The sequence below is a fragment of the Rhodococcus sp. Leaf233 genome (assembly GCF_001426165.1).
Lineage (GTDB): Bacteria > Actinomycetota > Actinomycetes > Mycobacteriales > Mycobacteriaceae > Rhodococcoides > Rhodococcoides fascians.
Genome location: NZ_LMRO01000015.1, coordinates 105,075 through 117,538 on the forward strand (window position 1 = coordinate 105,075; position 12,464 = coordinate 117,538).

General features: G+C 64.9%; 12 protein-coding genes. 8 read left to right on the forward strand and 4 right to left on the reverse strand.

Features of this window, described 5'->3' with window-relative positions:
* Positions 1-7 precede the first annotated feature (7 nt).
* Genes ASH04_RS25780 through ASH04_RS25790 form a run of 3 tightly spaced genes read right to left on the reverse strand, consistent with a single transcriptional unit; the run spans position 8 to position 3,449 of the window.
* Positions 8-877, reverse strand: coding sequence for an ABC transporter ATP-binding protein (locus ASH04_RS25780; RefSeq protein ID WP_027497146.1), 870 nt, complete (start codon positions 875-877; stop codon positions 8-10).
* Positions 874-1,926 carry an iron chelate uptake ABC transporter family permease subunit gene (locus tag ASH04_RS25785; protein WP_200937369.1) on the reverse strand — a complete coding sequence of 351 codons (1,053 nt, stop codon included), beginning with the start codon at positions 1,924-1,926 and terminating at the stop codon, positions 874-876. Before ASH04_RS25785 ends, ASH04_RS25780 begins: the two co-directional genes overlap by 4 nt.
* A 47-nt stretch (positions 1,927-1,973) precedes the next feature.
* Entirely contained in the window at positions 1,974-3,449 is a 1,476-nt protein-coding gene (locus tag ASH04_RS25790) for an iron chelate uptake ABC transporter family permease subunit (RefSeq protein WP_080732069.1), read from the reverse strand.
* A gap of 222 nt (positions 3,450-3,671) precedes the next feature.
* On the opposite strand from ASH04_RS25790, the gene ASH04_RS25795 reads away from it, so the two are divergent.
* The 8 genes from ASH04_RS25795 (at position 3,672) to ASH04_RS25830 (ending at position 10,877) form a co-directional block, all read left to right on the forward strand.
* The gene (locus tag ASH04_RS25795) at positions 3,672-4,394 is read left to right on the forward strand and encodes a hypothetical protein (protein ID WP_228139410.1); all 723 of its coding nucleotides are present in this window, start codon (positions 3,672-3,674) and stop codon (positions 4,392-4,394) included.
* A gap of 222 nt (positions 4,395-4,616) precedes the next feature.
* The gene (locus ASH04_RS25800) at positions 4,617-5,078 is read left to right on the forward strand and encodes a PaaI family thioesterase (protein WP_027497142.1); all 462 of its coding nucleotides are present in this window, start codon (positions 4,617-4,619) and stop codon (positions 5,076-5,078) included.
* 5 nt (positions 5,079-5,083) lie between these two features.
* Entirely contained in the window at positions 5,084-6,355 is a 1,272-nt protein-coding gene (locus tag ASH04_RS25805) for a DUF6986 family protein (RefSeq protein WP_051365386.1), read from the forward strand.
* 50 nt (positions 6,356-6,405) lie between these two features.
* Positions 6,406-7,038 (forward strand): urease subunit gamma, encoded by a 633-nt coding sequence (locus ASH04_RS25810; RefSeq protein WP_048320343.1) that lies wholly within the window; start codon positions 6,406-6,408, stop codon positions 7,036-7,038.
* Positions 7,038-8,759, forward strand: a complete 1,722-nt coding sequence (locus ASH04_RS25815; RefSeq protein ID WP_027497140.1) for an urease subunit alpha — start codon at positions 7,038-7,040, stop codon at positions 8,757-8,759. Before ASH04_RS25810 ends, ASH04_RS25815 begins: the two co-directional genes overlap by 1 nt.
* The gene (locus ASH04_RS25820; protein WP_052073775.1) at positions 8,759-9,448 is read left to right on the forward strand and encodes an urease accessory protein UreF; all 690 of its coding nucleotides are present in this window, start codon (positions 8,759-8,761) and stop codon (positions 9,446-9,448) included. Before ASH04_RS25815 ends, ASH04_RS25820 begins: the two co-directional genes overlap by 1 nt.
* A gap of 61 nt (positions 9,449-9,509) precedes the next feature.
* Positions 9,510-10,214, forward strand: a complete 705-nt coding sequence (gene ureG / locus ASH04_RS25825; protein ID WP_032370566.1) for an urease accessory protein UreG — start codon at positions 9,510-9,512, stop codon at positions 10,212-10,214.
* A gap of 3 nt (positions 10,215-10,217) precedes the next feature.
* Positions 10,218-10,877, forward strand: coding sequence for an urease accessory protein UreD (locus ASH04_RS25830; protein ID WP_032366181.1), 660 nt, complete (start codon positions 10,218-10,220; stop codon positions 10,875-10,877).
* A gap of 91 nt (positions 10,878-10,968) precedes the next feature.
* Here the strand turns inward: ASH04_RS25830 and ASH04_RS25835 are convergent, their stop codons facing one another.
* Positions 10,969-12,372 (reverse strand): NAD(P)/FAD-dependent oxidoreductase, encoded by a 1,404-nt coding sequence (locus tag ASH04_RS25835; protein ID WP_057474958.1) that lies wholly within the window; start codon positions 12,370-12,372, stop codon positions 10,969-10,971.
* Positions 12,373-12,464: the final 92 nt, after the last annotated feature.

The window sequence follows — 12,464 nt, forward strand, 5'->3', positions numbered from 1 at the left end:
GTCTGCGCTAGACAGCCCGCGAGTCCGGTGTCCCGGAACGCCTGTCCGATTTCACCGGACCACCGACCGACCCGTACACGTGGCGAGTTCCGATCGGAACGATGAGCGGGCGATCCGACATGGGATCGTCGATCACGGCTGCCTCGAGACCGAACACGTCGAGCAGTAGTTCCTCCGAGATGACGTCCTGAGGGCGACCGGACGTGACGATGGTTCCCTGCTTCATGACGATCAACTGGTCGCTGTATCGCAGTGCGAGGTTGAGATCGTGCAACACCATGACGATGGTGCGGCCGAGCTCCTCGTGCAGGCGATCGACGAGGTCGAGTACCTCGATGGAGTGGGCGAGGTCGAGGTAGGTGGTCGGCTCGTCCAACAGCAGGATGTCGGTGCCCTGCGCCAGTGCCATCGAAATCCAGGCGCGTTGCCGTTGACCACCGGACAGCTCGTCGACGGGACGGTCGGCGAGGTCGCCGACGCCGGTGAGTTCGAGGGCGTTGGCCACTTCTGCCTCGTCGTCCGAGCTCCACTGCCTGATCCACGACTGATGGGGGTGACGACCGCGCGAGACCAGATCGGCGACGGTCAGTCCTTCCGGAGCAGTAGGTGCCTGCGGCAGCATGCCCAGGGTCCGGGCAACCTCTTTGGTCTTCATCGAAGAGATCGCCCGGCCGTCGAGCATCACGCTTCCGGCCTTGGGCTTGAGCAGGCGTCCGAGCGATCGCAACAGGGTCGACTTGCCGCAGCCGTTCGGGCCGATGACGGTGGTGATCACTCCGGTGTGAATCGCGAGGTCGAGGTGCTCGATGATGGTCCGGTCGCCGTAACCGAGGCTGAGATCGTCTGCGACCAAACGCGAGGCGTGGCTGATTGTCATACGGAAGCCTTTCGATTACTGCGCACGAGAAGGTACAGAAGGAACGGTCCACCGAGTGCCGAGGTGACGATGCCGACCGGCAGTTCCACCGGCAGGATCGTCCGCGCGATGAGATCACTCGCCACTACCAGCAGTCCGCCCAGCAATGCCGAGGCGATGATCGGCGGTCCCGGGGTTCGAAGGAGCCGTACCGCGATCTGCGGGGCTGCCAGTGCGACGAACGCGATCGGTCCGGCCGCAGCTGTGGCAACGGCAGCGAGTGCGACGGCGGCGAGCAACATCACGGCCTGGCTGTGCTGCAACCGCACTCCGAGCGATCGTGCATTGTCGTCACCCAGACGCAGTGCTCCCAGCGTGAACGTCGACACGATGGTTGCGCCCCCGACGATGACGACGGCGACTGCGACCGGCCACACCGTCGACCAGTTGGCTCCGTTGAGAGAACCGTTGAGCCAGACCTGCGCGCGCGACACGTCGTTGATGTCGGCGCTGATCAGCAACCACCCGATGACGGCCGTGAGCATGGCGTTGACGGCGATTCCCACCAGAATGAAGCGAAAGCCGTCGACGCCTTTCCGCCAGGCGAGTGAGTAGATCGCTATTGCGGTGAGTACTCCGCCGATCAGCGCTGCCAGTGGCAGCCCGAGGGTGGCGAGCAGACCGCTGAAGGTACCGCCGCCGCCCAGGACGATCAGCGCGACGGCTGCAGCACTGGCACCGGCGGTGATGCCGAGAATATCGGGACTGGCGAGTGCGTTTCGAGAGATGGATTGCGTGATCGCACCGGAAATTCCCAGGGCCGCTCCGACGAGCAAGCCCGTCAACGACCGGGGCAGGCGCAGGTCCATGACGATGAACCGTTCGATCCGCCTTCCGCCGCCGAGCAGGACGTCGAGCACCTGGGGGATCGACAGCGGAAAGTCGCCGCGGCCGATGTTGACACACATGACCAGAATCAAGGCGGCAGCCACGAGGACGGTGGTGACGACCATCAGTGGACGGCGGACAAGGGACACCCGCCCCAGGCGAACGGCGGGCCGTGCGGGCACGGTGCCGGGACCGGCCGTGGAGGGTTCGGGGGACCGGATCTCGGCGGTCACAGGCTCGCCAACTTTCTACGGCGTACCAGTGCGATGAAGAACGGCGCGCCGAAGAGTGCGAGGACGATGCCCACCTGCAACTCGCCCGGGCGCACCACGACGCGTCCGATGACGTCGGCGATCATCAGCATCACGCCGCCCATGAGGCCCGCGTAGGGCACGAGCCAGCGGTAGTCGGGTCCGGTCACCGCTCGGGCGATGTGCGGAACGACGAGGCCGACGAAGGCAATGGGCCCGCACGCGGCCGTTGCCGCTCCGGTCAGCAGAGTGATGGCCAGGATTCCGACGGTTCGGGTGACCGCGATGTTGGTTCCGAGGGATCGCGCTACGTCCTCGCCCAGGCTCATGACGTTCAGGCCCGGGGTGCTGGCGAGTGCGATCAGCACACCGAGAATCAGGAAGGGGAGAACCTGCCACAGCACGTCGAGCCCCCGACCGGCGACCGATCCCACCACCCAGAAGCGGTAGCCGTCGAGGCTCGTTTGGTCGAGCAACACGACGGCATTCGTCATCGCGGAGAGGAAGAACGCGACACCCGCGCCCGCCAGGGCGAGGTTGATCGGACTCGATCTGCCCGACCCGATGGACGACAGACCGAACACCACGACGCTCGCCACTGCCGAACCCGCGAACGCGAACCACAGGTACTGGCTCGGAGAGGTGAACCGGAACAGGTAGATGGCCATGACGACGAAGAACGCAGCCCCGGAATTGAGGCCGAGCAAGCTGGCATCGGCCAGCGGGTTGCGCGTATGTCCCTGGATGAGGGCACCTGCGATACCGAGCGCGATGCCGACCACCAACGCCAGCACCGTTCGGGGGACCCGCAAGGTCCGCACGATGATGTCGGTGTCCGTGCCGTTCGAATCGATCAATGCATGGGCGATCTCGGCGAACGTCAGTGGTCGGGCACCGATGGCGATGCTCGCAAAGATGCCGGCGGCCAGAGCGACGACCAGCACTGCCAGGCCGAGCAATCTGCGTCGGCGAATGGCGGCAACCGAACCATCCTTGGGAATGGGCTCGAAATCATCCGCTGCAGCTGTCTTCTCGCGCACGACCTCCGAAGTGGACCGGCCGAGACCGAACTGGCGACGGAGAGCTCGACGGACACCGACCGGGCCGGTGGTGTCGGTGTCGCGGAGCGTCAGACTCATCCACCGTCTACCTGTGCTCTGCCCCTCGTTGCCATCGCGGTAGCCGCGGTTCCAGACGAACAAGGCGACGGCCACCGAGAGAGAAATGGCTCCGAACACGACACGGTCGGCCTGGCCACCGCCGTTGTCGTCGCGAAGGGCGTCGACGATCGACCACCCGATGAACAACGGCACGAGCACGATCAGCGCGTCGATCCCCGCGGCTGCGATGCGTGTACTCCACGGTGCGGGCCCGGTGGGCACGTCCTCGGTCCCGTATCGCTCGTCGGGCGAGCGACGCGAGCCGTGAGGGCCGAGTAGCGGAGCTGTGGTCACTGGGGTCGTGACTCCTCGCTGGATCGAAGGGACACGGTTTAGGTTACGGAACCCTTGCTCGCCGTGCGACACGAGGTAAGGGTAGCGGTGCCTGACTCGGCAGCCGTATCTGGTTAGGCTAACCTACATCCATTGGTCGACGGTGGGGCGAGTTCACCGATCACGAACAGAAGGAGCGTTCAGGTGTCAGTTGCAACTGCGGCATTCACGGGCTGGGCCGATGTGCACCGATTCTCGGACCGATCCGGTGGGCACGCGCTGTTGGCCGAGTCGTGTTCCACTCTGCGCGCGCTCAATCCCGACTATCCGAGGATGTACGCGGTGGCCGCCATGGCCGACGAGGGCAAGCGGCGTTGGTGGCAGCTGTCGGTCGGCCTCGACGACGGTCGCGTCGAGCAGATGTACCGCCGTTCGCTCGAGGATCTCGAAGTACCGCACGCTGCGGCGGTGCAGGTGGCGACTGCGCTGATTCATGCGGTGGTCGGGCGGGTTGCAGCACTGCTCGTGCTCGAAGCGCGTGCCTGGGATCCGGGCATCGAGAACTTGTGGATCCATATGGACAGCGACGGGGGAATCGATTGGGCGGGTGTTGCGTCGCCCATCTTGCGAGTGCTGCCGGAGGATCCGGCTGCGGGCGAGCCCGGAACCGTGACGTTGCCCTGCGAACAGGCTCTTCTCGTCTGGACCGCGCATCGGTGCCTGACGTCTCTCGGGTCTGTCTATCGCGCGATCAGTGAGCGGGCTCCTCTGGATGCTCGCGTTTTCTGGGCGCTGGTGGGTGACGCGATCCTCGGTGCGTCGACGTACGTCCCGATCTTGGCCGGGACCGGCCCCTCCGCCGGAACGCGGCGCGGCCAGTTACTGCTCGACGCGATGGTCGCTGCCGGCGCGCCCGTGCGATCGCGAGTCGGAGTCCCGGGCCGGCAGCGGCTACGCGCGTCATGAAGGTCTTGCGTCGGAACTGAGGTATGCCTATGCTAATTTCATACCAACGGACCGCGCCGGAGACCTGAGGGCTGCAGTGTCTCCCGGTCCTTGCCACGGTGGGCCTCTCGTTCGACTCGAACGAGAGGCCCACCGATTTTCTCGGGCGGAGTGTCGTGTATTTCTGGTCATGGGTCGACTGCAGTCGGCGAACATTCTCAGTACGCGACCGGAAGCGGAGCAATGACCGATTCGAACGGCACCACCGAAGCGAGCCCCTTCGAGACCCTCACCCCGGAACAGTTGACCGAACTCTGCGGACGCGGATTCGACGGCGTGGTCGGACTGACCTACCGAGAAGTGACCGGCGACGTCGTTCGCGCAGAGTGGGATGTCACCCCGCAACTGCACCAGCCGGCCGGGATCATGCACGGTGGTGTTCTGTGCGCCGTGGTGGAATCGGTTGCCAGCATCGGTGGATCGGCCTGGTTCGGTTCGCGCGGTCATGTCGTCGGGGTGAACAACAGCACGGACTTCCTGCGAGCAACGCGCTCGGGCTCTCTTGCCGCGCACGGACATCCGATCCATCGAGGCCGCACCCAACAACTCTGGCAGGTCGACATCTCCGACGAGGGCGGCCGCCTGGTGGCACAGGGCAAAGTGCGGCTGGCGAATATCGAAAACACAGCACGTCTGGGACAGTGAAGCCCATGACCGGACACGACGATGTCGTTCCCCCTTCCGCCGGCGGTGCGCTGAACGACGACGCGTTCGCCCGCATCGAAGCACTCTTCGAGCCCATCGATGCCGATCTGGCGCAGCACTATCCGGGAGACCGAATAGGCGGGCAGCCCTCCCACACTGTCTACGTCCCGGCCTCCGAGGCGTCCGAGAACATCCCGGCCGCATGGGGAACCGCAGCCCTCGGCCTGCTCGATGCGCATCCCGAGGTCTTCGCCGGCCTCGGCACCACCGATGCTCTACCGGTGGTACGGGACCGGCTGAACGCAGCACCGATCCAGGACCTCAGGTTCGATTTCGAGGACGGCTACGGGTGGCGCTCCGACGCCGTCGAGGATCGTCACGCCGCGGCAGCAGGTGCAGCGTTGGCTGCGCTGGCACGCGACACGGCGGGCCCGTCGTGGCTGGGCATCCGTGCGAAAGGCCTTGCCGCTCATGAGCGTCGGCGTGGCATTCGAACCCTGGAACTCGTCCTGGACGGGGCCGGGGGAGTGCCCGACGGGTTCGTGTTCACAGTGCCCAAACTCCGCGCGGTCGAGCAGGTTTCGGCCGTGGTCGCGTTGTGCGAAGAACTCGAGCGGGCTCACGGTCTTCCCGATCGGGCACTCCGTTTCGAGTTGCAGATCGAAAGCCCACAGGCCGTGATCGGTGCCGACGGTACGACGACGTTGGCGCGTGCGATAGCCCGCGCGGATGGTCGCTGCACGTCGCTCCACTACGGCACCTACGACTACAGCGCGGCGTGTGGAATCACGTCGGCGCAGCAATCTCTGGCTCATCCGGTGGCAGACCATGCCAAGAACGTCATGTTGGTTGCGGCAGCGCAGACAGGCGTGTGGGTGTGCGACGGGTCCACCCAGGTGGTTCCGACCGGTAGCTCCGAACAAGTGGCAGCGTCGGCGCGGCGCCACTTCGATCTGGTGACCAGATCCCTCGAGCGGGGCTTCTACCAGGGGTGGGACATGCACCCCGGTCATCTGGTGACGCGGTGGTTGGCCACGTTCGAGTTCTTTCGTCACGCGATGCCCGTCGCCGCAGCTCGGCTGGGCAACTACCTCGATCGTCGCGGCGGAGATGTGATGGACGAGCCGGCGACGGCGCAGGCTCTCGCGGGCGTATTGGTACGCGGCCTGGACGCGGGCGCGTTCGGGGTCACCGAACTGCAGGACGTGGCCCCTTCTGTCGACCGAAATGTCCTGCGGGGTCTGCTCGATCGGTCGGTCACCGTGCCCTTGGGCTGACTGCGTGTCAGAATTGCCGAGCATCATCACCGATCGGACGGAGAACCTACATGCGGTTGTCTCCGCACGAGCAGGATCGACTGCTCGTCAGCTACGCCGCCGAACTCGCGCGGCGGCGCCGTGCTCGCGGCCTGAAACTCAATCACCCCGAGGCGATCGCGGTCATCACCGATCACCTCCTCGAGGGTGCTCGTGACGGAAAGTCCGTGGCCGAGCTGATGGCGTCGGGCCGGGAAGTGCTCACGGCCGACGACGTACTGAGTGGTGTGCCCGAACTGCTTCCCGAGGTGATGGTGGAAGCGACGTTTCCCGACGGAACGAAGCTGATCACTGTGCACGAGCCGATCTCGCCCGAGCGCGGAGACGGCCATCTGGTTCCGGGTGAGATCTTCACCGTCGCAGGAGATATCGAGATCAACGATGGCGCCGAATCGATCACCTTGACGGTGGTGAACGGCGGCGATCGACCGGTGCAGGTGGGAAGTCACGTGCATCTTCCTCAAGCGAACGCCGCCCTGCAGTTCGATCGCGATCGCGCCTACGGGTGTCGGCTCGATATTCCGGCCGGCACTGCCGTGCGCTTCGAGCCGGGCATCGAGCAGACGGTGCAACTCGTGCCCCTCGGTGGGACCCGCGAGGTATACGGCTTGAGCATGACACCTCCAGGAAAGTTGGACAGCTGATGGCGCGTATGAGTCGCAGTCGATACGCCCAGTTGTTCGGCCCCACGACGGGTGATCGGATTCGGTTGGCCGACACCGACCTTCTGATCGAGATCACCGAGGACAGAAGTGGTGGTCCGGGCAAGGCCGGCGAGGAAGCGGTGTTCGGCGGCGGCAAAGTGATCCGTGAGTCGATGGGCCAGTCACGTGCCACCCGGGCAGACGGTGCCCCGGATACCGTCATCACCGGAGTGGTCGTCGTCGATTACTGGGGAATCATCAAGGCAGACCTCGGTATTCGCGACGGTCGGATCGTTGCGCTCGGAAAGGCCGGCAATCCCGACACCATGACCGGCGTTCATCCGGATCTCGTGATCGGACCATCGACCGAGATCATCGCGGGCAACGGAAAGATCGTCACGGCCGGCGGCATCGATTGCCATGTGCACCTCATCTGCCCGCAGATCAAGGAAGAAGCCCTGGGCGGCGGCATCACCACGGTGATCGCGGGTGGTACCGGGCCCGCCGAAGGGAGCAAGGCAACCACCGTCACCCCGGGTGCCTGGCATCTGTCCAGGATGCTCGAATCTCTCGACGACTGGCCGATGAACATCGTGCTGCTCGGCAAAGGCAACACGGTCAATCCCGATTCGATGTGGGAGCAGTTGCGCGGCGGCGCTTCGGGATTCAAGTTGCACGAGGATTGGGGGTCGACTCCCGCCGCGATCGACGCGTGCCTGCGAGTGTGCGACGAGGCGGGAGTTCAAGCGGCTCTTCACTCCGACACCCTCAACGAGGCCGGATTCGTCGAGACCACCCTCGCTGCGATCAACGGCCGTGGAATACACGCTTATCACACCGAAGGTGCAGGCGGCGGACACGCTCCCGACATCATCACCGTTGCCGCGCAAGCACACGTGCTGCCCAGCTCGACCAATCCGACGCGTCCGCACACCGTGAACACGTTGGACGAGCATCTCGACATGTTGATGGTGTGCCATCACCTCAGTCCGAGCATTCCGGAGGATCTGGCGTTCGCCGAGAGCCGCATTCGGCCGTCGACCATCGCGGCCGAGGACTTGCTGCACGACATGGGAGCGATCTCGATGATCGGCAGCGACGCCCAGGCCATGGGACGTATCGGTGAGGTGGTGCTGCGAACCTGGCAGACAGCTCACGTCATGAAGGCGCGGCGCGGATACCTGCCCGGGGACAACGGTGCCGACAACAATCGGGTCAGGCGATACGTCGCGAAGTACACGATCTGTCCGGCCGTGGCCCACGGTCTCGATGCGGAGATCGGGTCGATCGAAACGGGCAAGCTCGCCGATCTGGTGTTGTGGGATCCGGCCTTCTTCGGTGTGCGTCCGCACATGGTCATCAAGGGCGGCATGATCGCGTGGGCCGCGATGGGCGACGCCAATGCATCCATTCCTACGCCGCAACCCGAGCTGCCGCGGCCGATGTTCGGAGCGTCACCCAAGGCAGCCGCTGCGACGTCGCTGCATTTCGTTGCGCCACAAGCGATCGAGGACGGTCTGGCCGATCGCCTCGCGTGCGATCGCCGTCTCGTTCCGGTTGCGAACGTGCGCGGGATCAGGAAAGCCGATATGCCGCTCAACGATTCGCTTCCGGAGATCGAAGTCGATCCGGACACCTTCACCGTGCGTATCGACGGCGAGGTATGGAAGGAACAACCGGCGTCCGAATTGCCGATGGCGCAACGGTATTTCCTCTTCTGATGGCCCTAGGATCCCTCTCGTCGACTGCGTCGTCGTACGCTGCACGTCGACAGGTCACAACCCTTCTCTCGCTTGCAGATTCGCGACTTCCCACCGGTGGGCACGTCCATTCCGGGGGAGTCGAAGAAGCGATCGCATCAGGTTTCGTGCGCGACATCGATACCCTCGAAGCATTTCTGCGTCGACGAATTCGGACGTCGGGAGCCACGGCGGCATCCATCGCGGGTGCGGTTGTTCTCGGCTCGTTGGATACGGATGCGGCCGACGCCGAGTGCGATGCCCGGACGCCGTCGCCGGCAGTGCGAGCTGCGTCGCGAGCTCAGGGTCGGGGGCTGCTCAGGTTGGCCAAATCAGCATGGCCGCATCATGATTGGCAGTCCATCGGCCGGCGGCCGCATCTGGCCGTCGCGGCCGGGCACGTGGGACTCGCAGCCGAGCTGTCCGTCGCCGACACCGCGGCTGTGCAGGTGTACATCACCATGACCGGCTCGGCGATCGCGGCGCAACGTCTGCTTGCGCTCGACCCCGCCGAGGTTGCCTCGTGCACCATTCGGTTGGGGGACTTCTGCGATGAAGTGGCCGACGCCGCGTGCGCATCGCTTCCGGTTCTGATGGAGCTGTCCGATCCGCTGCTGGACATGTTCGCGGAAGCCCACGCCGTCCGCGATCGCCCATTGTTCGTATCCTGAATTCACGACCGCTGACACGGTTCTCGACCGCAGTACCGTTTTCTCGACCGAAGGAGATGTCATGCCCCCGCACCTGATCGACGGTGAGCCCCACGACCACGGGTTGGACCGACCCAAGCGCACACGGGTCGCAGGCGATGCTTTGCGTGTGGGAATCGGCGGACCCGTCGGGTCGGGCAAGACCGCCTTGGTGGCCGCCTTGTGCCGCCAGCTCCGCGACGAGCTGTCTCTGGCCGTGCTCACCAACGACATCTACACCACCGAGGATGCCGACTTCTTGCGGCGGCACGCAGTGTTGCCGGACGAGCGCATCACGGCCGTGCAGACAGGCGGCTGTCCGCATACCGCGATACGCGACGACATCACCGCCAATCTCGACGCGATCGACGACCTGATCGAGAACAACCCCCCTCTCGACCTGATTCTGGTGGAGTCCGGCGGCGACAATCTCACCGCCACGTTTTCGTCCGGTTTGATCGACGTCCAGATTTTTGTCGTCGACGTCGCGGGAGGAGACAAGGTGCCTCGTAAGGGTGGTCCCGGCGTGACGTTCTCCGACCTGCTCGTCGTCAACAAGACCGATCTCGCGCCGTACGTCGGTGCGGATCTGGGTGTCATGGAGCGCGACGCCGCGCAGGTGCGCGAGGGTCGTCCCACGGCCCTGATCTCTCTCACGGACGATCCCGCAGCAACGACGGTGCTCGGCTGGGTGCGTGAGCAATTGAAGGTCATCGCCGACGCCGACGCACACGACCACGCGCACTGAACGATGCACACCGAGCTCCGCATCGACGCGAGTCGTCGACGCAGTCCCCGCATCACATCGGTCGGCGGACTCGCAGGTAGGCAGACGGGGCCCGACACCGTCCACTTGATCGGCACCGCGGCCACGCCTCTCGGCGGAGACACCATCAGCGTCAGGATCTCGGTGGCTGCCGGCGCTCGTCTGGATGTGCGCAGTGTGGCGGCGTCCTTGGCGATGCCCGGTGCAGCACAACGTCATTCGTCGGCGCACTGGCACGTCGAGCTGGGGGCGGGGGCGTCACTCGTCTTCGACCCCGAGCCGATGGTTGTCGTGTCCGATGCCTCTCACACGGTGCTCAATGTCATCGAATTGGAACAAGACTCCGATCTGTGGCTGCGTGAGCGCGTACAGATCGGCAGGCTCGACGAGGTGGCGGGACAGTGGGCGAGTTCGATGCACTGCGATGTGGGAGGTACGCCGCTGTTGCGCCACCGGGTGGAACTGGGGGAGGGGACGGTGGCGCACGACGGGTTGTCGGCACCGATGTCGATGTCCAGCACGCTTCGCTATCCGGACAGCCGGGATTCCGAGGTCGATCTGGCGGGCGGCACCGTGCGCTTGGCCTTGGCTGGGGGTGGCTCGCTGAGTACCTCCGTCGGTCATCGCCTTCAGCCGACCCGATAGATCGGGCAGGGCAGAAAGAAAGGGCTCCGTCCGACGATGTGCGTCGGACGGAGCCCTTTCTGCTTCGCTTACCTTGCGGGTGCTGCGTGAATCAACGCGCTGCTTTTTCGCGTTCCTCTTCGACCTCGGCCGTCCGCTTGTTCACGTCGCCCGCTTTCTCGAGAGAGTTCAGTTGTTCGATGGCAAGCCGCGCGAACACCTGCTGCTCCGTCGATGCCATCTGAGCACGGCCTCTACCGAGGAACGTGACGAACCAGGAAATGACCGTGGTGATACGGCTGCGGTACCCCACCAGGTAGTACAGGTGGAGGGCGAGCCACATGAGCCATGCGATGAAGCCACCGAACTCCAGCTTGCCGACCTTCGCCACCGCATTGAAACGCGACACCGTGGCCATGGAGCCCTTGTCGAAGTACTTGAAGGGTGCTCGCTGGGTGGGGTCGTCCTGCCCCTTGACCGATGCCTTGATCAGCTTGGCGGCGTAGGTGGCACCCTGGATCGCACCCTGTGCCATGCCGGGAACGTCCTTGACCGACATCAAGTCGCCGATGACGAAGACGTTCGGATGACCCTTGACAGTCAGATCCGGTTCCACCAGAACTCGGCCGGCGCGGTCCGTCTCCGAACCCGACTGGTCGGCCAGCTGCTTGCCGAGCGGGCTGCCCTGCACGCCCGCGGACCAGACCTTGCACTGAGCCTCGATACGACGCGTCGTTCCGTCTTTTTCCTTGACGGTCAGGCCGTCGTTGTCGACGTCGGTGACCATCGCGTTGAGCTGGATCTCGACACCGAGCTTCTCGAGCCGTTCGGCTGCCTTGCGGCCGAGTTTCTCGCCCATCGGGGGAAGGACGGCCGGTGCGGCGTCCAGCAGGATGACGCGCGCGTCGCGGGGATCGATGTTGCGGAACGCTCCGTCGAGGGTGCGGTCGGCGAGTTCTGCGATCTGCCCTGCGAGTTCGACACCCGTCGGACCTGCTCCGACGACGACGAACGTCATCAGGCGGTCCTTCTCCTCTTGGTCGTCGGAGAGTTCCGCCTGCTCGAAGGCTCCGAGGATGCGTCCGCGCAGTTCGAGTGCATCGTCGATTGTCTTCATGCCGGGCGCGAACTCGGCGAAATGGTCGTTACCGAAGTACGACTGCTGGGCACCGGCGGCCACGATCAGGCTGTCGAACGGGGTGACGGTGACGCGCTCGAGCAACTTGGACGTGACCGTCTTGGCTTCGAGATCGATGTTCAGCACGTCGCCCAGCAACACTTCGGCGTTCTTCTGCTTGCGCAGAATGACGCGGGTGGTGGGAGCGATCTCACCGACGGACAGAATGCCTGTGGCCACCTGGTAGAGCAGCGGCTGGAATAGGTGGTGGGTCGTCTTTGCGACGAGGGTGATATCGACGTCGGCCTTCTTGAGCGCCTTGACGCCGAACAGACCTCCGAACCCGGAACCGATGACGACGACACGGTGACGCTTCGATTCGACCGGTTGGATGCTCATTACCTGCTCCCTAGACGTTGCGATGTAGCCACAACGGTAGTCGCCCCGGGGCGGAGCGTCTCGCCAAGGGCCCAGCTATCGGTCGAGGTGCA